We start from the raw sequence: 22974 nt of genomic DNA, 5'->3' as shown, positions 1-22974 counted from the left end.
GATCACGGAATACCGTCGGCATGCGCCTTCAGCCAGGCCTTGCCGTCATCGGCGGACTTGTAGACGTCGATGTCATAGGGGACCTTGATCCCTTCCGGAGGCTGGCCGTCGATCGACTTCACCGCCTGCGCCAGCGCAAGCTTGCCAAGGCCCTGGCCGGAAATATCGACGACCGCCTTGATCACCGAGAAATCGGAGAGCTCCTGGGCGATCTCGGTCGTCATGTCGCCACCGAAGACGACGACCTTGCCGGTCTTGCCCTGGCTCTTGACGGCTCGAGCAGCACCTAGAGTGGCGCCGCCGGCCTCGCCAAAGAAGGCGTCGATATCTGGATTAGAAGACAGCATTGTGCTGGCCACGGAAATCGCCTTGTCTAGAACCGCACCTTCCTGATTGGCAACGATCTGTGCGCCCGGCACCTTTGCTTTCAGCGCCTCCTCGAAGCCTTTGCGCCGTGTGACGCAGACCTCGACGAATTCGCAGTTGAGCACGGCGATCTTGGGCGCCTCGTTTTTTGCCGCGATGAAATACTCTGCCGCCGCATCGCCGAGCTTGTGGCCGAACTCGAAGGGATCCCCGACCGCGTAGGCCGAGATATATTCCTTCATGTCCGCATCGTTGAGGCAGGTGTTGTAGCAGACGACCGGAATGCCGGCGTCATGGGCGCGGCGGATGGCCCGGTAGGAACCATCTGCTGAGACCGGAGAGACGATGATCGCCTGCACGCCAGCCGAAATAAGCGAATCGATGAAGGACGATTCCTTGCTGACATCGCCCTGGGCGTTGGTCTCGACGATGTCGAGCTTGCGGCCTGCGTCCGCGGCGCCGGTCTGGATGCCCTTGCGAACGCCGGCGTAAAAGCCTTGGGCGTCCATGTATATGGCACCGACCTTGAGATCTTCCTGCGCCATCGCCGTCGTCGCGCCTGCGAGCACTGCAGCGGCCAGAAGCGCTGCCTGCCTGATGATCTTCATCTGCTCCTCCCTCGAATTGATGTCGATGTCGGCAATGCTCTCAACGCCGGCGAATGGCAAAATAAGATCGGTCAGATATATGTCAATATAAATATGATTTATTTTTGGATTTGATCGGAAAACTGAGATCATCCATACTACTGATAGTGGCCGAGCGCTCGAGGCCAGTCCCGGATTAGAAGCGGAGCCGGATCGGGCGCCGGATACACGGATTAACGGAGAGCGGACCAAGTGAAGAGCGCGTCCATGACACGGATTTTGACAGAACACGGGGCACCGATTGCCCAGCGCGGCAAGCGAAGCGTGAGGGAGGCGCTGCTGCACTGTCTTGTCGAGATGGTCGTCTCGGGCGCCTTTCCGGAGAATGCCACGCTGCCGAATGAGGCGGAGCTGACGGAGAAGTTCAGCGTCAGCCGCACCAGCCTGCGCGAGGCGATGCAATATCTCTCGGCGCTCGGCATGGTGCGCTCGCGCACAAGGGCCGGCACCATCGTGCTTCCGCGCGAAAACTGGAACTATCTCGATCCGATCGTGCTCGACGTCATGCTGACCGTTGGCGGTGACGACGCCTTCTATTCCTCGCTTATCGATGCCCGGCAGCTGCTCGAGCCCGCCGCTGCGGCACAGGCCGCAGCCAATGCCAATGCCCGGCAGCTCTATCAGATCTCCAAGGCTTTCGAGGACATGGTCGAGGCCAACTCCAGAGATACGGAAGACTGGAGCCGCGCCGACCTCGAGTTCCACACCGCGATCATCAATGCCAGCGGCAATTGGGTCTACCGCCAGTTCGCCAGCGCCATCCGCGCGGCGCTGCTAGCGAGCTTCCGGCTGACCAACCGCGCCAGCCAGAGCCACGAACAGGCGATCCTCACCCACCAGGACGTGCTGGAAGCGATCCGGATGCGCAGGCCAGACGCAGCCCGCCATGCAATGGAACAGCTCATTGGCGTTGCGCGAAGCGAAATGACCGATGCCCTGCGCCGAGCCCGCAAGGCTGCCGAAGTCACCGAGGGAAAATAACGAAAAGAAAAATCATACATATATGTTGACGCGTATGATATTTGATGGATAGTTGAGCTTCTACCGCGCGGAGGCACGCGGGCAAGAAGGAGGAAAATTCAATGCGTTCATTGAAGACATTGTTGCTGGCCAGCGCCGTCGCACTCGTGGCAAGCGCGTCTTGGGCGGCGGATGTGAAGATCGGCTTCGTCGTCAAGCAGGCCGAAGAACCCTGGTTCCAGGACGAATGGAAGTTCGCCGAACAGGCCGCCACGGAAAAGGGCTTCACTCTGGTCAAGATCGGCGCCGAAGACGGTGAAAAAGTCCAGTCCGCTATCGACAACTTGGGTGCCCAGGGCGCCCGGGGCTTCATCATCTGCGTTCCCGACGTGAAGCTCGGCCCGGGTATCGTCGCGAAAGCGACCGCCAACGATCTGAAGCTGATGACCGTCGACGACCGGCTGGTCGGCGCCGATGGCAAGCCGCTGGAAGACGTCGCCCATATGGGTATCTCCGCCACCAAGATCGGCGAGACCGTCGGCCAGGCGCTAGTCGACGAGATCAAAAAGCGCGGCTGGGACATGAAGGAGGTCGGCGCGATCCGGGTCTCCTACGACCAGCTTCCAACGGCAGTCGACCGTGTCGAGGGCGCGATCTCGGTGTTGAAGGCGGCCGGCTTCCCAGCTGAGAACATCTACGATGCACCGCAGGCCAAGACGGATACGGAAGCCGCACTCAATGCCGCGACGACCGTGCTCAACAAGCATGCCAACGTTAAATACTGGGTAGCGTTCGGGCTGAACGACGAGGCCGTCCTCGGTGCGGTTCGCGCATCGGAATCGGTCGGCATCTCGACCGGCAATATCATCGGCGTGGGCATCGGCGGCGCGGAATCGGCGATCAACGAGTTCAAGAAACCCTCGGCCACTGGCTTCTTCGGTACCGTCATCATCTCGCCGAAACGTCACGGATACGAGACCGCTATGAACATGTACGAGTGGATCGCCAACGACAAGGCGCCGCCGATGCTGACATTGACAGCCGGTTCGCTTGCGTTGCGCGGCGATTACGAGAAGGTCCGCAAGGATCTCGGCGTCGAATAAGGTCTCGCAAGAAATCCTTGCCCCGGCGGCGTCCACGTTGCCGGGACAGTTCTTTCATCCATGGGGCAATGATGGCTTTCCTCGAATTCCGGAATATTTCCAAGGGTTATCCCGGCGTCCAGGCTTTGTCCGACATTTCGTTTGCTGTCCAAAAAGGGGCAGTGCACGGGCTGATGGGTGAAAACGGTGCCGGCAAGTCCACGCTTATCCGCGTTCTCTCGGGCGACCAGTCGGCAGACGCCGGCAGCATTTCGATAGATGGTGAAGAGCAGCAATACCGGTCTGCCCGCGACGCTTTCCATGCCGGCGTGATCGTTATCCACCAGGAACTCCAGCTCGTCCCCGAGCTCACGGTCGCAGAAAACCTCTGGCTCGGTCGGTTCCCGGGCAAAGCCGGAGTGATCGACAGCCGCACCTTAATCGAAACTGTCCGGTCGAGGCTCGACGAGATCGGCATCGACGTCGATCCCAATGCGAAGGTCTCGACGCTTTCGATCGGCGCCCGCCAGATGGTGGAAATCGCCAAGGCCGTCATGCTCGACGCACGCGTCATCGCCCTCGATGAGCCGACCTCGTCCCTGTCTTCGCGCGAAAGCGAGATCCTGTTTTCGCTGATCGAGAAGCTGAAGGCCAGGGGCACCGTCATCCTCTATGTCTCCCACCGCCTGGACGAAATCTTTCGCCTCTGCGACAGCCTGACGGTGTTGCGCGACGGCAAACTCGCCGCCCATCATCCGGACGTCGCCGATACCACCCGCGAGCAGATCATTGCAGAAATGGTCGGACGCGAAATCAGCAACATCTGGGGATGGCGCGAGCGTCCGCTCGGCGATGTCAGGCTCAAGGTGGAGAACCTCTCGGGTCCGCGGCTGCGCAACTCGATAAGCTTTTCGGTGCGCCAGGGCGAAATCCTCGGCTTTTTCGGGCTGATCGGGGCTGGCCGCAGCGAGATGGCGCGGCTGCTCTATGGGGCCGACGAACGCCAGCAGGGCAGCGTCGGCATCGATGGCGTCGCCGTGGCTGCGAACAACCCGAAGGCCAGCATCAATGCCGGCATGGTCCTTTGCCCCGAAGACAGGAAGTTCGACGGCATCGTGCAGGGTCGTTCGATCGAGGAGAATATCGTGATTTCCTCGCGCCGACATTTCTCGCCCTTGGGCGTTCTGAGGCCGAAGAAAGAAGCGGCGCTGGCCGACCAGTTCATCGCCAAGCTTCGCGTGCGCACGCCCTCGCGCAAACAGGACATCATCAACCTGTCGGGCGGCAACCAGCAGAAGGTCATTCTGGGCCGCTGGCTGTCGGAACAGGGGGTGAAGGTGCTCGTCATCGATGAGCCGACGCGCGGCATCGACGTCGGCGCAAAATCCGAAATCTACGAGATCCTCTACGATCTTGCCGCCAATGGCATGGCCATCATCGTTATCTCCAGCGAACTGCCGGAAGTCATGGGCATATCCGACCGCATCATGGTCATGTGCCAGGGTCGCATTGCCGCGGATGTCACCCGCGACAATTTCAATGAACGCGCCATCCTCACCGCGGCCCTCCCCGACAAGAATGCCGCCGGCACCATTTAATCCAGGAACGATATCGATGAACGCGTTGAAAAAGATACTTCTCGGCGAACAGGGGCTTGTGGTGATCTTCGCCGTCGCTTTCGTGATCGTGTCGATCTTCGTCCCGAACTTCCTGTCCGAGCGCAACATGCTCGGTCTGCTACAGTCGGTAGTCACGATCGGCATCGTCGCCTGCACGATGATGTTCTGCCTGGCCTCGCGGGATTTCGACCTTTCGGTCGGGTCCACGGTCGCCTTCTCCGGCATGATCGCCGTGATGGTGTCGAATGCCTCCGGCTCAATCGTGCTCGGGCTTCTGGCGGCTCTTCTGGCTGGCAGCGCCGTCGGCTTCGTCAACGGGGTGGTCATCGCCAAGTTTCGCATCAACGCCCTGATCACGACGCTCGCCACCATGCAAATCGTCCGTGGATTGGCGCTGATCGCGTCGGATGGCCGGGCCGTTGGCATTAACGACCCGTCGTTCTACCAGCTGGCCCTCTCCCGTTTCTTCACCATCCCGACGCCGATCTGGATCATGATCGCTCTGTTCATCATCTTCGGCTTTGTGCTGAACCGCACGGTGTTCGGGAAAAATACGCTGGCGATCGGTGGCAACCCGGAAGCATCGAGGCTTGCCGGCGTCAACGTCGTACGGATGCGTATCTGGATTTTCGCGCTTCAGGGTCTGGTCTGTGCCATTGCGGGCATCCTGCTCGCCTCGCGCATCACCTCCGGCCAGCCGAACGCGGCAACAGGGCTGGAGCTCTCGGTCATTTCCGCCTGCGTGCTCGGCGGCGTCTCGCTTGCCGGCGGCCGCGCCGCGATGACTGGCGTCATCGTCGGCGTTCTCATCATGGGTATCGCGGAGAACGTCATGAACCTGCTCAATATCCAGGCCTTCTACCAGTATGTCGTACGCGGTCTGATCTTGCTGATCGCGGTGCTGCTTGACAACATGCGCTCGACTGCCGCCGGACGTGGCCGAGCGTGAAAGACCTGAAGTAAGGTGAGTAGCAAGCGATGTTTAGCTAGTTCCATCGTGAACGCCTTGATGGGACCAGAACCTACGACCCGTGATTAGAGATCAAATCACTAAGATTCCTAAGACAATTCATCGGCTTATTGGTGGAGAAACGCTGTGTCAGCCTGCCGAGGGAATACAAGTTCGCGGGTCGATGAGCCTATGCCCTCCGCAATGACGACCGGATTGTACTGTTCGATCTTTCCGCTTGCGAAGGTAAGAGCCGCATCTGCGACCTCCTCGCTCTCGATCGGGTCAAAGGGCGCAAGGTTGGCTTACAGGAACCACGCTTCGGCAGTTGCCAGCAGTTTCTTCTCGTCTCGCCTTCCTTCTTGGAACAAGCGGAAAAGCAGCATCGCGAGCTCGTCGGGATGCGTCTCGTGTATCGGCACTGCCTGCGCAAATACTCTTTCGAGCAGAGCCAGGTCTTCAGGCCGGAGAAGAACATCAGATGGAATTCTACCGCGCATAACGTAAGCTAGTGTGAGGTTGGTTGATTGGCAAGTGTTCGTGGAAGTATGATAGCGCTACCACTTTGTCGTTGGCTCGTTCTCGCCAGACTGACTAGGCTGCCACTGTTCATAGAAACACGACACAGACTTTACTGCGGTGCGCAACAGAGTTGCGTCTTGCCACACGGGCGCCGAGCGGCAGCGAACGCGCTGCCCAGCGAGATCATGCTTCGCTCGGCTCCCTTGGTGCAGGCGGTTGAGAATGACGAGGCGACATTCTGGTTATATGCCGGGCAGCTTCACTGGCGCTCTCGGTTGGATGCAAACCGATGATGTCTTCTGTACTGAAAACGATATCACCTGGCACTAGGTGCGGGTCTCGCGGCGGCTGAAGATGCGACCGTTACATTCGATCCGCTGGCAAGTCTTATGACATCGGAAATAAACCCTATCCATGAATGCCGGCATTGAACTCCACGCTTAACGTTACGCCAACCATGTCGGCGGCATAGGAGGCTACGTAAAGAATCATTCAAACACCTCCCTGTAGGCTTTGACTCGAGGCAGGCAAAGCAATGCAGATCGATTTACAAACTCTCTGGTACTTAACAATCGGAACGCTGATGGTGTCAGCTTCGCTTCTCCTTTGGGAAAGGCAGGCTTATCCAGGTCGCGCACGCGTGCTCGGTGTTATGGCCGCGGCTCTCTTCGCGTTCGTTCTCGGCTGCGCACTTGCAATGAACCGCAGCCACATCTCGGTCGCGCTCGGCATGGGGGCGACGAACATCCTGATGATGTTGGGCTACCTTTTGGTCCTCAACGCCATCGCCGGCCTCGACGGTCACCGATATGTCTGGTCGTCTGCTGGAGCGCTAAGCCTCCTGGCTCTCGCCTGGGCGATCGCTGGCACGCACTTCCCGGCCGCCTTCTGGAACCATGTCTCGTCTGTCCCCATTGCGCTGACCTGCGGCCTGACAGCGTGGATACTTCTGCGCAGCCGCACGGTTCAGGGACTGCGCTCGCGTCCGATCGCAGTAGCGATCTCGGCCGTCCATGCCGTGTTCTACCTCGGCCGCGCGTTCATTGCCCCTATCCTCCTCCAGCAGTACGGGCCAGATATTCTCTCCACCATCGGGAAGGCGACGATGTACGAGGCCGTCTTGTACTCTGTAGCGATACCGATGTCCTTTCTGATGATCGTTCGAGAGGAGGAGAAGCAGCACCTGCTCCGCCTGTCGCAAACCGATCAGTTGACCGGGCTTGCGAACCGCCACGCCTTTTTTGAGCAGGCAGCTCGGATCATCAGGGAGCGGCAAGGCCACCCCGTCTCCCTGCTTGCCTTCGACCTCGACCACTTCAAGGCGATCAACGACCGTCACGGCCATCCAGTCGGAGATCAGATTCTCAAGCTGTTCGCAGAGACCGCCCGCGAAGAAGCGGGACCCGACGCGCTTCTTGTCCGGCTGGGTGGTGAGGAATTCGCCGCACTCCTGCCACGGTGCGACCATCATCAAGCTCTCAGTCGTGGCTCGGTGATCGCACGCCGGTTCGCCATCACAGCCGCGCGAGCAGAGGGCCTGAAGACCCAGGCAACCGTCAGTATTGGTCTTGCGGCACCGGACTGCCACGACCTCGCCGCTATGCTCGCGAGCGCCGATGGCGCTCTGTACCGAGCAAAAGCCCTTGGACGGAATCGCGTTGAGACCGCCTGCCCACACGAATTGCCCGCGACGCCCTTGAGCCATTCGCTTGCATCATAAGTCAGGGGCAACTGTGGCGTTATAATCCGGTCATGATCTGGCGAAGAGCATCGCGTACATGATACTGGCGAAAGGCTTCGACACCACATACCTCGCAACTCAGCATTGCGAGATTTCCTGACCCCACCCCGCGCTGTACAGCGAGAAGGCAGGCTTCGAGTTCGAGATCATGCAAACCTCATTCTACCTTGGTCGCCGAAACCTGGCTTCCACTCCGAACACTGGTTTGCCTCGTTGGCAGGAAAGCCTGTATATCGCGCTCGCCGACTTTGGAATTGACCCGTCGGCTTACTTCAAGCTACCCCCGAACCGGGTCGTCGAGCTTAGCGAACAGGTTGCGATCTGATGTTAGATCGCAGCTATGCGAACGACCACACTTGCCGCCAAGAGCATGCCAAGCGTCGCGACCGTCAGGCAGAAAACTACTAGCGACGCATTAAGACGCTTTCTGCTGATCACTTCGATGTTGTGAACCGCACCGGGTTTGCCGGAGGCCATTTCGTTTAAGTTATGCAGCCATAGCTGGTTCGTCCAGCATGGCGTAATACCGCTCTTCAGCTTCGGCTGGCGGTATGTTCCCGATGGGCTCCAAAAGCCGTCGATGGTTGAACCAGTCGACCCATTCCAAGGTGGCGAATTCTACCGTCTCGAAGCTCCTCCATGGTCCACGCCGATGGATGACCTCGGCCTTGTAGAGACCGTTGATCGTTTCTGCGAGGGCGTTATCGTAGCTGTCACCGACACTCCCGACGGACGGCTCGATGCCTGCCTCTGCCAGGCGTTCGGAATACCTGATCGAAACGTATTGAACACCGCGATCCGAATGATGCACAAGGCCGCCGCCATGCGCAGGACGCCGATCATGAAGTGCCTGCTCCAGCGCATCGAGGACGAAGCTTGCATGTGCTGTCCGGCTCGCCCGCCAGCCGACGATGCGACGAGCAAAGACGTCGATGACAAAGGCCACGTAGACGAAACCCTGCCAAGTAGCGACATAGGTGAAATCCGAAACCCACAGCCTGTTTGGCGCAGGGGCTTTAAACTGGCGGTTCACCCGGTCAAGCGGGCTTGGAGCCGTCTTGTCCGAGAACGTCGTGCGGATCGGCTTTCCCCGAATAACACCTTGCAGGCTCATCGACCTCATAAGCCGAGCAACGGTGCAGCGGGCGGCGTCGAAGCCTTCACGCTTCAACTGCCGCCAGACTTTACGAACGCCATAGACCCGAAAGTTCTGCTCGAAGACGCGACGGATCTCGATCTTCAGGCTGATATCGCTGCGGGCGCGGACCGACAGGCGATCCACGTCCAGTCGTTTGGCGACATTCTCATGGTAGGTTGATGGGGCAATCGGCAGCAGCTTGCAGATCGGCTCGACCCCGAACACGCTACGGTGTTCGTCGATGAACGAGATCATCGCTTGAAGGGGCGGTCGAGCTCCGCCATGGCGAAATATGCAGAAGCTTTGCGCAAAATCTCGTTGGCCTGACGAAGCTCCCGGTTCTCCCGCTCAAGAGCCTTCATCTTCTCGGCCACATCGCTCGGCAGGCCTGCTCGTTTACCGCTGTCGACCTCGGACTTCTTCACCCATTCATGCAGCGTGGCTGGCGAGCAGCCGATCTTGGCCGCAATAGATGAAACGGCAGCCCAGCGGGATGGATGCTCGGCTTCGTGATCCAGCACCATACGAATGGCACGTTGACGGACTTCAGGTGAAAACTTGTTCGTTGTCTTGCTCATGATGACTCCACTTTCTCAGAAGTTGGAGCCTCCGGCAAACCCGGTGCGGTTCATTGTCCTTGTTCGCCGCAGTTGTAGTTATGGCGAGCCTTTGTCGTTGTCCCCGAGCTTCAGCGAGATGAAGGTGGTAGAAGTATCCCCGGCGTCCATACATGCGTGATGTCCTTGTGTCGGTGCACGCATCAGCGGCAAGACAAACCTAGCTACATGCCCATATGTTTTCGATTGGGACTGGATGACAGAGAAATAGGAAACTCATAGGGTTCGGTAGGGTTGTCGCTTCGCCTGTTGGCCGCCCTTCTCGCTGTCAACTGGACACGATCTAGGCCTCAGAGTTCAACTGTGAAGGCGCCACTGATATGACGCAGATGGCGACGTTTTGACCCAAGTTATCTCCATCACGTAACCGTAGCTCTTAGTGTTCAAGGTCCCTATTGGTTGCGGGCAGCGAAGGTGCTAACCTTCCAACCAACTGAATGCGAGTTCGAGGGTTATTGCTATGTCTGAAATCGCTTTCGAGCGCCGCGCTCTGCTTCTCGGAGGCGGCGCGCTCGCGACAGCCGGCGTTGCTGGTCTCGCCTTGCCTGCCCACGCCTCTGGGCTCGCCGCAACCCCGACCATGCGTGGCGGCGCCAATAATTATATCCCTGGCGCTCAAGTTGTCGAGCGTATCGGCGGCGGTGGCTTTGTCATTTCGGGCACTGTGCGCCGCGCTGGCGATGGCGCACCGCTGGCAGGGCAGCGGATCCAGATGTGGGCGCATACAAAAGAAGGTAGCGAAAGCGATCCGCGCAGCCACGGCACAACGCTGACCGACGCCAATGGCGTTTTCCGACTGGAAATGCCGCAGATCATTCCGGCGCTTGGTCAAGCCCACGCGCACCTTGCCTACGATAGCATGGAATTCGAGACCGTCTTCCTCCGTCCCTTGCTGTCCAGCGCAAGAGATACCAGTCTAGAAGCGCATTTTGTCCTGCAGCGGGCCTGACTTGGGCTCAACAGCGCGCAGGACTCGTGCATTCTTTATCTGGACCGGGTTGCTTCTGACGCTTGGCGTTCCTTTGGGGTTTGCCGCATCGAGCGAATACCTGGCTTGGCGCGATCCGATCTACATCTCCGCGGGCTTTGCGGGCGTCATCGCCCTCTGTCTGCTGCTTGTGCAGCCACTTCTTGCCGCTGGTTGGCTACCTGGCCTGCATGTGTTGCGCAGTCGTCGCGCCCACCGGGTGGTCGGAACCGCACTTGTTGTTTCAGTCGCCGCTCATGTTGCCGGGCTTTGGATCACCAGCCCGCCGGATATCGAAGACGCTCTCCTATTCCTTTCCCCAACCCCTTTTTCCATTTGGGGCGTCACTGCCATGTGGGCGCTATTTGCCGCAGCGCTTCTTGCTGCCGTCCGCCGCCGGTTGTCACCACGGACATGGCGTATCGCACACACGAGCCTCGCCAGCGTCGTCGTGTTCGGTGGTGCAGTCCATGCGATGCTGATCGAAGGGACGATGGAGCCGATCTCGAAGGCCGTGCTCTGCGCGCTCGCCGCTATTGCGACCGCTGCTGCGGTGGTCACCCCTTGGTTGCGTGCCCGGCGGCGTGCCTTGGGCACGAGGTAAACCCTTCCCGGATGGCGTGATGGCCAAACCGTGTCATGCTTTTGTGGGAGCGTTGCGCAGAACGCATCTAATCCAGATCTTTCTGGATCCACTGGGGCGGCTGATCAATCCGGCATTGCACCGGTCAGGAAAAACGAAAAAGCCTGCCGCAGAAGGAGCGGCAGGCTTTCGAATTTTCGAACAGCGGCTGGGAGGAGGAGCGCCGTTGTTCTGCCAGGTGCCCCATGGGAGGAGCGTGGGCGCCTGGAACACGAAGCTCTGCGGGAGGAGGTGCATCGCTTCGTTGACGCCAATCTACTCTAGCCAGCGATATCAGTAAGGAGGTCAGGCGCACCGCAGCTATACACTTTATGCATCGCCCCCTCGGCAAATGCCAAATCCTCCTGCCGTTAGGCCTTAAAACGATCAAACGCCGTTAGGATCTTGGTTGGCGGATCTGCTTCGGGATATTGGTAGATCTCGGTTCGCAGGTAGCGAAGCTCGTCCTCGAGGTCGGGCTCTTCGACCTCTATCCACCAGCTTCTCGGTCCACCTTCTGCTCCGTCCGACCAACGATAGCCGCGAGCCTTCAGATGGTCTTTGAAATCGTAAGGGCTGTTCTCGGCGAAGATACGGACACGGGACCGCTGGCTCGCGTTGTAAAGCTCTGCGAATGGTGAGATGACGTCGGCTTCACCCTTCCGGTCGAGGACCTCCAGCAACGCAAAGCAGTCGTCAACCGCTCGATGGCCATTGTGGAAAAACCCAGCATGTCCGATCAGGTAACCAAGCTTGGTGCCTTCGAAGCCCCGCGACGACCAGTCGATTTCGGCGTTCGAGCACGCCCATGCCTTGCCGGAAAACATCGGCGAAAATGCCTCGCAGAAGGGGCGGTCGAATCTGGCGTTGTGGGCGATAACTAGATCGGCAGGTTCGATGAGCGACCGTAGCTCCGGTATATCAATGAACTGGCCTTCAACCATCTCGTCCGTGATACCGGTAATCTTGGTGATTTCGGCTGGAATGGTAGTTCCTGGCTGCTGCAGGCCGCCATACACTCCGGTGATATCGCCGATAGCGCCGCGTTCGTCGAAGGTAAAGGCAATGACGCCAATCTCGATAATCTCGGCTTTGCGATGATCGAGACCGGTGGTTTCCGTGTCGATGATGATGCCATGCAGAGGGTATTGGGGTCGAACGCTACCTGTGACCTGACGAGGTTCAAGCTTGTGCAGGATCCGGAAGCGGCCCGTCGCGGCGAGATGCGCCAGCATCTCAGCCTCTTGCATGGGTTGGCTCTTGACGCGTCTGACCCGCGAGGGGGAGTAGACCAGATCCTCTTGGCCGTTCGCCGGGTCGATGAACATATCGAATTGGGCTGGCTTGCCCGTCGGATGCTGCTGCGTCATCCTTACAGAATTATCATGCACTGGCACCGATATGTAGCTCGAAAGACCTGTACGACACCGAAACGGCGCGCAATCCCCGTTTTTCGATTGGCGCCGTCTTGCGTTAACGCTCGAACCGCTCGAGCATCTTTCGCAGTTGCGCGTTCTGCAATCGAAGCTTTCCGACCAATTGGCCCCTGAGCAACCTGATCTCGTCGTCGAGGCTCAGCGTATCGTGTGACGGGATGCTGACGTCAGGTAGGACTTGAGTCGTGTCAACCAGCTCCGGTTTCCTGGCTCGACCCAACTGCTTGCGCGGTTTGCTCTCTACCCGCAGCTGCAAATTCGCTGCGTCCGGAGATGGGATGACGACGGTATCCGGGAGATCGGTTGGCGCAGTATCACCAACGACTACGTCAGCAACGACAGTCCCTGCCCCATCATCCGCCCTGCTTACAGCGCTTTCCACCGGCGTAGGCTCTACCAAATCAGGATCGGATACAGCCGACGGTGATAGCTCAGCATCTCCGAGTGCGCTTGAGGTAGCCAAGCTCTCCTCTGCAACGGTCTCCGCTGGGCCGGAAAGAGCCAGGACATTCGGCGTGACATCGGCAACCTCAGCGTCCTGCTTCGGCTCACGGCGGCGTGGCATAAGTCGGCTCAGAAACTTCCAGGGAGATGCCATGAGATAGGCCTCGCATCTGTTATCGATCTATGCGGGTTCAGTCCGGCGACGGTCTGATCGCCGCTAAGCTGACTATCTAGATTAGAGATATGAGAAGTTCCCCACCGTAGCGGTCAAATCAATCGAGATTGAGCTTTTTGCGCAAATCAGCATTTTCAGCACGCAACTTTTCAGCCAGCATCTTGCGCAACTTTTGGTTCTCCGCCTCTAGCTGCAGAAGATCAGCCATTTCGTCCCGAGATGAAGTCGCAGCGTCATCAGCGATCCGGTCAGGCGTCGGAGCAAGCTTCGGCGCGGCGGGCTCGACCGGCGTTGGGTCTACGCTCACACGTGGCTTGCGGCCCCGCTTCTTTGGGCCATCGGTACCGGCTGTAGCGCTTTCTGCTGTCGTTGCGCCAACGGAGGTCTTCTTCGCCCGAGGCTTACGCTGCTTCTTTGCGGCAATAGGCTCTTCTTCCGGCGCGGGCGCTTCAGCATCGTGAATTGTGTCGGTATCGTCGGCCATGAGCATCTCCTTCGGTTCTTCAGCAGTTGTCGCCGTCGCATCCGGTGGTGTCAAGAATGGCTGAGGGGATACTACCGAAGGCAATTGTACGTTTAGGCCGGATTCAACCATCTTCAGACCTTCCGGCAGCAACGGCATCGCCTCCTCCTCTACGTCACGGGCAACGGACTTGAGGTCCATATTTCCCCAGATGGAGGTGGGCTTGGCGTCGAGCTTCCGGCGTCCGGATTTGTACTCGATGGCAAAATTGCGTTGCGGTTTTTTCACTCAAGACGCTTTCGGATTCTTGTTGGGCTATTTGCAGCGCAATAGGCCGCTGCAGATCCGAAATTAGAGATTTTTCGGCTGTTAGTCCACCGAATGCCACTGCGAGTGAGGGAACCCTGCTCCCTGATCCCAAGCCAGCAGCTTCAACGAACGCTTCCTAATACCGTAATACCCTGCGCTGCATGCGACAGCATCGCTATAGGCTCTTCGCCTCGATGTATCGAGGACTGCGTGCTGCGGGCCAGCGTCCAACGCTTCAAGCGGCTCCCGTGGTCTCTGACAAAATCAGCATGTCCATTTTCAATTCGAGCCGCCGCTACTATTCTCCGGCTCGAGTAGTCGATTGCGGGCGTGCAGATCGTCGCTGCATTCGGCCTTGCAATCGATGGTTCTCGCACGATGTGTAGAGCCAGGGACAGCTTGTCTTCAGGGCGCTGTCATAAGGGTGTGTAACCCTGCCCCAACAAGGAGGACGCTATGTCTTCCAACCGAGCCTCTGCAGCACTTAGTAAAGCCCATATCTCCCTGATCAGGGAGGTATTGAGAAGCGCTGGTCTTCGCGGCGTAGATTCCCCTGCAAGTTCCGATACGAAGCGAGACGCCTCAGCTTTTCTGACGACCGAGTTTCGCAGCGGTGTTCGAACGAAGGGCGCTCTCGCTGTAGTTCTTGATCAATGGAATAAGCAATCATCGTCTGCCCGAGCCTCAAACGTACAAGTCGTTGACCGGCAACCAAGCGATGATAACCGCTGATGGGCGTTTCTTTCCCTAATCAAGCGCGCAGCTTTGACGGCAAGAACCGGTGTGTCCGCTTTACCGGCTATGATGGAATGTTCGAGATCAAGTTCTATCTCGCGGTGGAAGTGCTGGCGTCTGAAAGAGCTGAGCGCAATACCAGCGAGAGTGACTACTTGACGTCCTTTGATGCGCTCCGACCTAGAATCCTAAAGGCTGCAACATCAGAATATTCTCGATCTCGTAGCAGCACCATCATGCTTAACCTCACTAATTTTGATTGAACCTTTTCGATGAACGGAAGGCCGCTTAATCAACGAGACCGAATATCGACGAAAGCGAGGGTAAGGTGGCACGCCCGAAAGATATTGAACCCGTGGATGTCGAGGTCGGCACAAGGATTAAGGAAAGACGTAAATTCCTTGGTCTTTCGCAAGCCAATCTCGCAGACAAGATCGGCGTTACATTCCAGCAGGTACAAAAATATGAAAAAGGCACCAACCGTGTCGGATCCAGCCGCCTTCATCAGATCGCCAGCGTGTTGCGGGTAGAGCCTGCAGCGCTGTTTGGTCAGGTCCTTGAAGGTCAGGAGTCCGGCACAAAAGATGTTGAGGCACTTGAACAAATGACGGGGTCCCCCGAAGGGCTTGCGCTCAATCGTGCCTTCGCCAAGATTACAGACGGGGCAACTCGAAGATCGATCCTTGCACTTGTGAAAGTGATCGCATCTGCTTCGGAACCCACCGGACATTAGTCTTTTGAGTTATAGCTGGGACGTCGCGCGCAGCTGGTAAGCGTGTTCATGACGGGGCAAACGCTTTGATAGTCGCATTGCAAGACTCCCGCAGCCTACGGGAGGAACCATCGGCCCCCGTGGCTTGGCGGTTTACACGCGCGCCTTCCAGCAAGAGAGAAAGCGTGTCAGCCAGTAGATTAGGATCGGTAGCCCCAGCTGCCGTGCACAAAGCCGCCAGTCGGTCTCGCTGTTCCGTCTTGAATTCTTGAACAACACCATAGGCAGGGTGAGCGATGTCGCGGAGCTCAACGACAGCATTTGCTAAATCGCATCCACCCGGCTCTTGCTCCAACCGCTGGACGTGAAAATCTACCCAAGAATTGAGTTTCGCGGCGGCATCTTTTTGGTCGTCTTGATCAAGTTCAGTCCAGAATATCATTGCACGTTGCGTTACCTGTCGAAGGGTCTCGCACAGCAGATCGTCTTTGGACCGAAATTTCCTGTACAGGGTCATTTTGTTGGTGTGGGCGGCCTCCGCGATAGCATCAACGCCGATGCCGCGGATCCCGAACTTTCGAAACAACTCAGCTGCGCATGACACAATTCGCTCACGCGGGGCTACTGACCCCTCCTGCTTATTTTCAACGGACGCGGTGGGCGAGTTACGGCTTGACATAGGTGTGACCGGTCGGTAACAAGTGAAGTTACAGACTGGTAACACTGTCCAATGCCTTGGTCAAGTTATCGGCGTAGCTACTAGGAGGCGACCATGGCAAAACGAGAAGAGATGACTCTGGCCGAAGTTTTGACAGATCCGTTCATCCTTGCGCTCGCTAAGGCTGACGGGTGGTCCAGGCACGCTTTCACCGAAGAAATGCATGCCGCGTCTGACGCATTACGGTCGAGAGACCTAGACCGTGCTCGCGTACCCTTTTTCAACACGAAGGTTAACGCAAGCGCGCAGTGCTGCGCTTGGTAGAATAAATTCGAGCCTAAAGAGCCTCTCGCGCTCAACAGTGCCGCGGCATTCCCTTTCGTAGCATCGGATGCGTTTAGGCAGCCGGCCCGACGATAATGCAACCAGTTCAACTCGGGGATAGTCGTTGTCGAGCCGCCCGGCCGACTTTCGTAGTCTGGACAGATCCTCTCCTGAGATCGCCGAGCAGAACCGGTCTTAGGTTAGAGGCTATGCTCTTCTCTGACGCCTTGAAGAGGTTCGAACTACCAACCCGATATCTCAGGCTTCGAGTGATGGGGGGGGGCTCGCATCGCTTGGAGAACACTAAACCATTGACTTTGGCCTGTCCGTCAAGAGAAACCGCTCAAGCATCTGCGATTTGCAAACGAAGCGTGGCAAGCGCTCGTTCGGCCTCGGCAATATCCTTCATCAGAAGCCTCTTGTGACGGTGGTCGAGACCGCCGCCTGCCAACACAGCGTCCACAAGCTCAAGGATATCGGCCGCCTCGACAACGACCTTGGTCGCACCTCTTTGCACCGCTCTGTTAGCGAGGCGATGGTCAACCGGCGGATTCATACGCTCTGCCGCCACGAAGGCACTTCCATCGAGCAGATAGGACGCCAGTCTCGGGTCCGGCAACAGTCTGATCAGAGCCTGGATCTCGTCGGCGGAAAAAGGGCTGCGAGCAATCAGTCGCGAGTGAAGCGAGTGACCTGAGCCCCTGACCCTCCTCCAGATTCTGGTAGATTCCGTTACTCTGCGGAGACGGACAGGATGAAGCATTTACGGTTCACGGATGAGCCGATGATCGGAATATTGAAAGATCAGGAGAACGGCCTGAGGACGGCCGATGTCTGCCGCAAGCAGGGATATCCAAAGCGACCTTCTAAGTACAAGGCGAAGTTCGGGGGTATGTAGATTTCCGATGCCTCCAAGCTGGAGGCTTTGGAAGACGAGAACGCCAAGCTGAAGAAGCTGCTGGCCGAGACCATGCTGGATAATGCCATTTTTGAAGGATGTTGTTTGAAAAAAGGGTGACGCCCGATGCGAAGCGGGACGCTGTTGCCCATGTCTCCATGCAGAATGGGGTTGAGCCAGCGTCGCGCGTGCGAAGTTTTGGCCATCGACCGGTCGAGCGTGCGATACCGCGGCGTCCGGCCTGATGACGCTGATATAGGTGCGACTATGAAGCTGGTGGCGTCCGAGCGCCGTCGTTTCGGTTATCGGCGCATTCACGTCATGCTGGATCGGCACGGCCAGATCCTCATCGAGGCCATTGATCGGGCGCTTGCAGCACTTCAAGAACAGGGGCAAGCCTAGACCGTGGGAACCGTCCCGCCGTCGATGACAAATTCCGTGCCGGTGATGGAAGCGGCCCGATCGGAGGCAAGGAAGGCTATGAGATTGGCAACTTCTTCCGGCTTTGCAGGCCGACCGAGCGGTATCCCACCGAGACCGTCCATGATGATCTTCTTGCCGCCCTCATAGTCTGTCCCCGCCTCTGCGGCCAGTCGCTGAGCCAGGCGCACCGATGCTTCCGTTTCGATCCAGCCGGGCGATACCCGGACGACCCGGACACCCTTGGGAGCGACTTCCTTCGACAGGGCCTTGCTGTAGGTGGAGAGTGCCGCCTTGGCGGCAGCATAGGCCGTCGTCGATTCCGGCAAAGGCAGAACACGCTGGATGGAAGTGACATGGACCACGACACCACGCCCCTGAGCCACCATTTCCGGCACCAGCCTTCTGTCAAGCCGGACAGCGGGATAGAGGTTCGTGTTGAGCTCGTTTGCCCAGTCTTGCTCGCCGAGTGCCGCAAATCCCCCGCCGGGAGCAGATGAGCCACCGAGCATATGAACGATGATGTCCACACCGCCCAGCCGCTCGCGCACGGCTTCGGATACGGTCTCGCATCCTTCTTCCGTTGTTAGATCGGCCGCAACGAACAGATCCTCGGCCAAGCTCTCCGGCCGGGACCGCGCGGTTGTGAGGACGCGCGCTCCGAGGCTGCGAAAGAGCGCTGCCGTTGCCCCCCCAGCGCCCTTGGTGCCGGCTGTGATGAGGGCACGTTTTCCTTCGAGTTCAAGAAAGCCAGTCATCCGCCGATCTCCAGTTCGCTAATTTTGCCTGCCTCGAGCACAAAGCGGAAATGCAGCTGTGCGGGACTGTTGGGGAAGTTTCCGCTGACGGTAGCCAGCACGCAGGTTGCGTCGCCAGCGTCTTCCACGCTGATCGGCTGTGCCGTGTGGCTGTATTTCTGCTTGGCATCGAGCCACCACCGGCGCACTTGCTCAAGGCCGCGATGGGTCGCGCCTTCGTCTTTGACAATTGCGTTGTCGGAGAACGCGCTGGTCAGCGCATCGGCGTCGCCGGATCGTTCCGCTTCGAAAAAGCGTTTCAGGGCATCTGGTAAAATCATGGAAATGATCCTTCTCCTTCAGGGAACGAGCAGAAGATAACACTTGACCATTATCTTTATAATCGGGACAGATCAGGACGGAGTATTGAATGGATCGGGACAATGGAACACGCTGCACTCGATGACCTGGCCGCCGTTCTCGCGATCGCGCGGAAAGGAACCTTCCGCGCTGCGGCTGTCGAGCTCGACATGTCGACGACGGCTCTCAGCCACGCGATTGCCCGGCTGGAGGCAAGCCTCGGCGTACGTCTGTTCAACCGCACGACCCGAAGCCTGTCCCTGACGGGCGCCGGCAGGATTTTCGTTGATCAGGTCGGCCCGGCACTGCAGGAGGTTCGTGGCGCGCTCGAAGCGGTGCGATCCGAGCGCGATACGCCGTCTGGAACCCTGCGCATCAATGCTGCCCCGTTCGCCGCACAGGCCATCATGTCTCCGCTCGTGATCGAGTTCCTCTGTCACTTCCCCGACATGACGGTGGATCTGGTGACCGAAGGACGGCTGGTGGACATCGTCGCCGATGGCTTCGATCTCGGGGTCCGTGTGGCCGGCCTCGTCCCGAGCGACATGATCGCCGTATCGCTTGGCCGCCCGCAACGCTTTGCGATCGTCGCGTCGCCGGAGTATTTCGAGAGGCATGGAAGGCCGATGGTTCCTCCTGATCTCCTCAACCATCAATGCATCCGGGTCCGCCTTTCCGATGGCGCGCTTTTCCGCTGGCGGTTCGAAAAGGACGGCGACACGCTGCAGCTCGACGTCGAGGGTCGCGTCATTCTCGACGAAGCGCACCTCGCCCGTACTGCGGTCATGGCGAATGTCGGCATCGGCTATTTCATGGAGCAGAACGTCATCGAGGACATCGAGGCAGGCCGGCTGATCCGCGTCCTCGACGACTGGACGCCGCCATTCCCCGGACTTTGCGTCTACTATCCGAACCGTCGAAATCTCTCGGCCGGCGTCAGGGAGTTTCTCGCCCTCGTCCGCCACAATGCGGCAAAAGTTTCCCGGCAGATTTGAGCCAAATACCAAGAGCGCCCCAGCAGCGCCTCGTTGGTGGTGTCCGCTTTCGTTGCATCCGCCGTCCGAATGTCCAGAAGATCCACTCCCGCCACAGCCTCCTCGACCAGCATCTGACCGGGTCCCGCCGCCACCGGCTCGGGAAAGTCCGCGCCACCACGCCGCGTCACTGCAGCGGCAGAGTACGCCTCAGCACGTCATCCCTGCGGACGAAATGGTGCCACCGGGCCGCCAGTGCATGCAGGCTGGCAAGGCCGACCAGCGCATAGGCAGCCAATTCGTGGATCTAGCCGATCTGGCGGGCGACGCTACAACATGGATCCGCAACAGGCGAGCGAATGCCTCGTGACCTGTAGGCCTGCCCGTCGGTATCGACCCCTTTTGTGACACGGTCGTCGCCGAACTGTCCAAGCAGGTAACGCATGACGTCCTCGATCGGCGGCGAGTGATCGACCTGATGTCCATGTCAGGATTGACATCATGTCCAAAGGGCGAAGCGCTGACTTGCAGGCAGTTACGCCCGCGCAGAACTTTCAAGCCAGCGGGCAACGTGGAGGCAAAGCCGGGTTACGTTTGACTTCTCCAGCTGAGATCGGCTTTTCGGAATCGAACCTGGCGAACTATCGCTTGGCGCGCGCCGGGTGCAGTTTCTAGGTGGCCCCCTTCCAGCGCTCAATCTCATCACACTAGCTGCCGTCGCTTCATCTCACCTTGCGAGCCTACTGAACATGCATCAGTTCTCAAGATACTGCTTGCTGCCCTTTTCGCCCTTTTGGTAGTTCCCGAAGAGCTTGGTAAGCATATCAGTCTGAGGCTGTTTTTTGACCGGTCGTACCTTCTTCGGCACGTACTTTGCCTGATAGACATTGACGTCCGCCAGTCCACTGTAACGATCACCATACTTTTTCTTGATGGCCGAAACCGTGGCCCAACGCTTTGTGCGGGCGGCGACTACTGCCTGGCCTACGACGCCCCCTTCGGTCGGCTCGAAGGAAACTGACTTGTCAAACAAGCGGCTCGCATCGGCGATATTCTTCTGTGACAGCAGGTACCATCCGAGCGCCTGAGTGCCAAGCGCGGACTCATGTTCAAGAACAAGCTGCTCGAACTGCTTCAGGTCCTCGCTCTTCATCACCGCCGGCTTTTCGTCCGTCATCTGGTCGGCGACCAGCTCGATATAGATCTTGGTGATCTCCGGGGTTAGCTCGACATTTTTCTTGGCCAGCACCGTCGCCTCGACCTCATGGTCGAGATTGCGCATGCAAAGAATCATGCCTTCCAGGCTCTTTGGGTCAGCGGCGACCTGATGCGCGAAAGAAAACCACTGGTAAGCCGCTTCCCAGCTTTTCTGGCTGTAGTAATACCAGCCGAACAATGCGGCATCCGATGCCGAGTTTGTTTTCTGGGCGAGAATGGCAAGACGTTGCAGCTGATCCGTTGTGACCACACCAGCGGCCGGATTGCCCTGCGCTAGGCTACCCATGCGGCTACGCAGGGGATCGAGCGAGACGTTTTCGAATTCGAGGCTTCCATCGGGAAGCGAACGACCCATGGCCACAAGGTTTGCGAACCCTGCTTCCGGCAGGATAAGGCTTGCCTTCTGGACCGTCGCCAGCCTCTCGTTGCGGTTGGTGCAGGTCGTCAGCACGTATTTGTAGAGTTCGAAAGCCCGTGTAAGATCCTGCGTGCGCGCCAGCGATTCCGCGGTCAGCCAGATCGAATTCATGTCCTGGCAAACCATCAGCGCTGGCGTCGATTCCGCGAGCTCTACCACCTGAGACCAGTTGCGCTGTGCAAATGCGCGCTGCATCAGCGTGCGGATTTCGGCCAGTCCCAGTTTCATCTGCAGGTCGGCAGACGGCTTCCAGTTCGGATTGTCGCCCTGGAGCCGCGCCACTTCGTTGTGGACGCCGGCATAGTCACCGCGACCGAACATCTCCCATAGTGGCTGTTCGGAAACGTTTGTCGGCGGGTCGAAAAGGTCTTCGGGCGCATCCCAGTTCGGATAAAGCGCCTTCAAACGCCGGATCTCGGCGCCGAGCCTCTTCAGGTCGCGTTGCGTCGCGTAATAACGAAGTGCCGTCTCGTCGATGGTCAGCGTGTCCTCAAGAGCCGAAGCCGCTGGCGCCGATTGTGACGCGCCAGACGAGGTTGAGCCGAAGGACGTCGGATGCGTTATGGCGGCGGGTGCCTGCAGTGGCGCTGTCGAGGCCGCGAAAGGGTTCTCGCCAGCTTTGGCGGCAACAGGTTGCGCGACCGGCGCCGCCGCGACGGCAAAGCTGGCAGGAACCACAGCCGTGACCGGCCCCTGCGGCGACGCGACAGCCGGAACGACGGCTGCTGTCGGGATCTGAGCCTGGCCTAACGATGCCGGCGTGACTGGCGCGGCGCCCTGCTGGAGCCCCGCTGCTGTCCCCACGCTTGCCATGTTCGGCGGCATGACAGCGACGGTTTGAGCAGGAGCGGTGGCTGGAAGAATGGTGCCGAGCGGGCTGGTGACGGCGTTGTCGCCAGTCGCGTAGCTGATGGGCACGACAAGGCAGCAGCCAGCGAGGAGAACGGACTTCAGAGAGAGCCGGTCAAACATGTCGGGTACCTTTCAGCGATAGCCATGAGGCTGAGAACGTGGAGGGTGGAAGGATAATAATCGGTCGGACTGAAGTTCGAGACCTCCTCGATATTCACAGGCCGGCCAAGACTGCATTCGACAAGATTGGCGACCGCCCGGTAGCCGGGATCGGGCATGGCGGCGGTTGCGGTCGCTGTTGTCAGTTCGATGACGGCCAGCCCCTTCGTGCCAGCTGAACGCTTCCACTGTCTGGAAAACGTTTCCAGCAGATCCGGATGATCCGTCGAATACCAAGCGAGATAGAGCGGAATGCGGATGGATTCATAGCCGAACTGCGGCGTAAATTTCTGAGCCGGCTTCGGACTGCTTGCCGAAAGCCCGATCCAGTCAGCGGGCAGTTGTGCAGGCCCGAAACGTGCGTCACGCACCAGCGACAAGCCGGTCTTGACGAGCGCCCGACCTGGAAAGGCTCTTGAAGCGTGAGCAAGCTCCTCCAAGGCCGGAAAGAC

At 58.7% G+C, this 22974-nt stretch carries 21 protein-coding genes, 1 pseudogene and 1 other annotated feature; of the genes and pseudogenes, 11 read left to right on the top strand and 11 right to left on the bottom strand.

Annotated elements, in window-relative coordinates:
* Positions 1-2 precede the first annotated feature (2 nt).
* Positions 3-974, bottom strand: coding sequence for a substrate-binding domain-containing protein (locus J3A65_RS21710; protein WP_209903716.1), 972 nt, complete (start codon positions 972-974; stop codon positions 3-5).
* 246 nt (positions 975-1220) lie between these two features.
* On the opposite strand from J3A65_RS21710, the gene J3A65_RS21705 reads away from it, so the two are divergent.
* The 6 genes and pseudogenes from J3A65_RS21705 to trkD form a co-directional block, all read left to right on the top strand.
* Positions 1221-1994: a FadR/GntR family transcriptional regulator gene (locus J3A65_RS21705; protein WP_113110367.1), complete on the top strand. Its 774-nt coding sequence runs from the start codon at positions 1221-1223 to the stop codon at positions 1992-1994.
* A gap of 101 nt (positions 1995-2095) precedes the next feature.
* Positions 2096-3076, top strand: coding sequence for an arabinose ABC transporter substrate-binding protein (locus tag J3A65_RS21700; RefSeq protein ID WP_209903714.1), 981 nt, complete (start codon positions 2096-2098; stop codon positions 3074-3076).
* Between the two features lie 71 nt (positions 3077-3147).
* Positions 3148-4653 (top strand): L-arabinose ABC transporter ATP-binding protein AraG, encoded by a 1506-nt coding sequence (gene araG / locus J3A65_RS21695; protein WP_209904152.1) that lies wholly within the window; start codon positions 3148-3150, stop codon positions 4651-4653.
* 16 nt (positions 4654-4669) lie between these two features.
* Positions 4670-5623, top strand: coding sequence for an L-arabinose ABC transporter permease AraH (araH, locus tag J3A65_RS21690; RefSeq protein WP_209903711.1), 954 nt, complete (start codon positions 4670-4672; stop codon positions 5621-5623).
* A 1057-nt stretch (positions 5624-6680) separates the two neighbouring features.
* Positions 6681-7865 (top strand): GGDEF domain-containing protein, encoded by a 1185-nt coding sequence (locus J3A65_RS21685; protein WP_209903709.1) that lies wholly within the window; start codon positions 6681-6683, stop codon positions 7863-7865.
* 145 nt (positions 7866-8010) lie between these two features.
* Positions 8011-8211: pseudogene (gene trkD / locus J3A65_RS23400) on the top strand (potassium transporter Kup); the annotation flags it as partial.
* A gap of 162 nt (positions 8212-8373) precedes the next feature.
* Here trkD and J3A65_RS21680 read toward each other — a convergent pair.
* Positions 8374-9602 (bottom strand): IS3 family transposase gene (locus J3A65_RS21680; protein ID WP_209901184.1). Its coding sequence is split into 2 segments (ribosomal slippage): positions 8374-9308 and positions 9308-9602, totalling 1230 coding nucleotides; the frame shifts between segments, so codons are not numbered across the junction.
* Positions 9205-9321 (bottom strand) — a sequence feature (AL1L pseudoknot). (Overlaps the previous gene by 117 nt.)
* Positions 9603-10101: 499 nt before the next feature.
* On the opposite strand from J3A65_RS21680, the gene J3A65_RS21675 reads away from it, so the two are divergent.
* The gene (locus J3A65_RS21675) at positions 10102-10590 is read left to right on the top strand and encodes a twin-arginine translocation pathway signal (protein WP_209903707.1); all 489 of its coding nucleotides are present in this window, start codon (positions 10102-10104) and stop codon (positions 10588-10590) included.
* Positions 10591-10639: 49 nt separating this feature from the next.
* Positions 10640-11212: a ferric reductase-like transmembrane domain-containing protein gene (locus J3A65_RS21670; RefSeq protein ID WP_245341734.1), complete on the top strand. Its 573-nt coding sequence runs from the start codon at positions 10640-10642 to the stop codon at positions 11210-11212.
* A gap of 389 nt (positions 11213-11601) precedes the next feature.
* On the opposite strand, the gene J3A65_RS21665 is transcribed toward J3A65_RS21670, so the two are convergent.
* Positions 11602-12600, bottom strand: a complete 999-nt coding sequence (locus tag J3A65_RS21665) for a 3'-5' exonuclease (protein WP_281064474.1) — start codon at positions 12598-12600, stop codon at positions 11602-11604.
* Positions 12601-13382: 782 nt separating this feature from the next.
* Positions 13383-14036 carry a hypothetical protein gene (locus tag J3A65_RS21660; protein WP_062463485.1) on the bottom strand — a complete coding sequence of 218 codons (654 nt, stop codon included), beginning with the start codon at positions 14034-14036 and terminating at the stop codon, positions 13383-13385.
* Positions 14037-14788: 752 nt separating this feature from the next.
* Between J3A65_RS21660 and J3A65_RS21655 the strand changes: the two genes are divergently transcribed.
* Together J3A65_RS21655 and J3A65_RS21650 are read left to right on the top strand one after the other, a co-directional pair.
* The gene (locus J3A65_RS21655; RefSeq protein WP_062463482.1) at positions 14789-15055 is read left to right on the top strand and encodes a DUF1488 domain-containing protein; all 267 of its coding nucleotides are present in this window, start codon (positions 14789-14791) and stop codon (positions 15053-15055) included.
* 65 nt (positions 15056-15120) lie between these two features.
* Positions 15121-15525: a helix-turn-helix transcriptional regulator gene (locus J3A65_RS21650; protein WP_082471714.1), complete on the top strand. Its 405-nt coding sequence runs from the start codon at positions 15121-15123 to the stop codon at positions 15523-15525.
* A gap of 46 nt (positions 15526-15571) precedes the next feature.
* Here J3A65_RS21650 and J3A65_RS21645 read toward each other — a convergent pair whose 3' ends face one another.
* The 5 genes from J3A65_RS21645 to J3A65_RS21625 all read right to left on the bottom strand — a co-directional run bounded on the left by J3A65_RS21645 (position 15572) and on the right by J3A65_RS21625 (position 18882).
* Positions 15572-16183 carry a TetR/AcrR family transcriptional regulator gene (locus J3A65_RS21645; protein ID WP_209903703.1) on the bottom strand — a complete coding sequence of 204 codons (612 nt, stop codon included), beginning with the start codon at positions 16181-16183 and terminating at the stop codon, positions 15572-15574.
* 646 nt (positions 16184-16829) lie between these two features.
* Entirely contained in the window at positions 16830-17105 is a 276-nt protein-coding gene (locus J3A65_RS21640) for a hypothetical protein (protein WP_209903701.1), read from the bottom strand.
* Positions 17106-17249: 144 nt separating this feature from the next.
* Positions 17250-17780, bottom strand: a complete 531-nt coding sequence (locus J3A65_RS21635) for a hypothetical protein (protein ID WP_209903699.1) — start codon at positions 17778-17780, stop codon at positions 17250-17252.
* A 2-nt stretch (positions 17781-17782) separates the two neighbouring features.
* On the bottom strand, positions 17783-18562 hold the full coding sequence (locus J3A65_RS21630; RefSeq protein ID WP_209903696.1) for an SDR family oxidoreductase: 780 nt from the start codon (positions 18560-18562) through the stop codon (positions 17783-17785).
* Positions 18559-18882 (bottom strand): nuclear transport factor 2 family protein, encoded by a 324-nt coding sequence (locus J3A65_RS21625; protein ID WP_174198044.1) that lies wholly within the window; start codon positions 18880-18882, stop codon positions 18559-18561. Before J3A65_RS21625 ends, J3A65_RS21630 begins: the two co-directional genes overlap by 4 nt.
* Before the next feature lie 102 nt (positions 18883-18984).
* Between J3A65_RS21625 and J3A65_RS21620 the strand changes: the two genes are divergently transcribed.
* Positions 18985-19896: a LysR family transcriptional regulator gene (locus J3A65_RS21620; protein WP_209903694.1), complete on the top strand. Its 912-nt coding sequence runs from the start codon at positions 18985-18987 to the stop codon at positions 19894-19896.
* A gap of 733 nt (positions 19897-20629) precedes the next feature.
* Here the strand turns inward: J3A65_RS21620 and J3A65_RS21615 are convergent.
* Entirely contained in the window at positions 20630-22483 is a 1854-nt protein-coding gene (locus J3A65_RS21615; RefSeq protein ID WP_209903692.1) for a hypothetical protein, read from the bottom strand.
* On the bottom strand, positions 22462-22974 hold a 513-nt coding region (locus J3A65_RS21610), incomplete at its 5' end, for a glycosyl hydrolase family 8 (protein ID WP_245341733.1). The genes J3A65_RS21610 and J3A65_RS21615, both read right to left, overlap by 22 nt.

The organism is Rhizobium sp. PvP014 (assembly GCF_017876855.1).
Taxonomy (GTDB): Bacteria; Pseudomonadota; Alphaproteobacteria; order Rhizobiales; family Rhizobiaceae; genus Neorhizobium; species Neorhizobium soli.
The sequence above is the reverse complement of the archived record's forward strand: the minus strand, read 5'-3'. Positions and strand labels throughout refer to the sequence as shown.

Coding starts and splice junctions, on each gene's coding strand:
- J3A65_RS21710 (WP_209903716.1), bottom strand. CDS start 974: ATGAAGATCATCAGGCAGGCAGCGCTTCTGGCCGCTGCAGTGCTCGCA.
- J3A65_RS21705 (WP_113110367.1), top strand. CDS start 1,221: ATGACACGGATTTTGACAGAACACGGGGCACCGATTGCCCAGCGCGGC.
- J3A65_RS21700 (WP_209903714.1), top strand. CDS start 2,096: ATGCGTTCATTGAAGACATTGTTGCTGGCCAGCGCCGTCGCACTCGTG.
- araG (WP_209904152.1), top strand. CDS start 3,148: ATGGCTTTCCTCGAATTCCGGAATATTTCCAAGGGTTATCCCGGCGTC.
- araH (WP_209903711.1), top strand. CDS start 4,670: ATGAACGCGTTGAAAAAGATACTTCTCGGCGAACAGGGGCTTGTGGTG.
- J3A65_RS21685 (WP_209903709.1), top strand. CDS start 6,681: ATGCAGATCGATTTACAAACTCTCTGGTACTTAACAATCGGAACGCTG.
- J3A65_RS21675 (WP_209903707.1), top strand. CDS start 10,102: ATGTCTGAAATCGCTTTCGAGCGCCGCGCTCTGCTTCTCGGAGGCGGC.
- J3A65_RS21665 (WP_281064474.1), bottom strand. CDS start 12,600: ATGACGCAGCAGCATCCGACGGGCAAGCCAGCCCAATTCGATATGTTC.
- J3A65_RS21655 (WP_062463482.1), top strand. CDS start 14,789: ATGGGCGTTTCTTTCCCTAATCAAGCGCGCAGCTTTGACGGCAAGAAC.
- J3A65_RS21645 (WP_209903703.1), bottom strand. CDS start 16,183: ATGTCAAGCCGTAACTCGCCCACCGCGTCCGTTGAAAATAAGCAGGAG.
- J3A65_RS21630 (WP_209903696.1), bottom strand. CDS start 18,562: ATGACTGGCTTTCTTGAACTCGAAGGAAAACGTGCCCTCATCACAGCC.
- J3A65_RS21625 (WP_174198044.1), bottom strand. CDS start 18,882: ATGATTTTACCAGATGCCCTGAAACGCTTTTTCGAAGCGGAACGATCC.
- J3A65_RS21620 (WP_209903694.1), top strand. CDS start 18,985: ATGGAACACGCTGCACTCGATGACCTGGCCGCCGTTCTCGCGATCGCG.
- J3A65_RS21615 (WP_209903692.1), bottom strand. CDS start 22,483: ATGTTTGACCGGCTCTCTCTGAAGTCCGTTCTCCTCGCTGGCTGCTGC.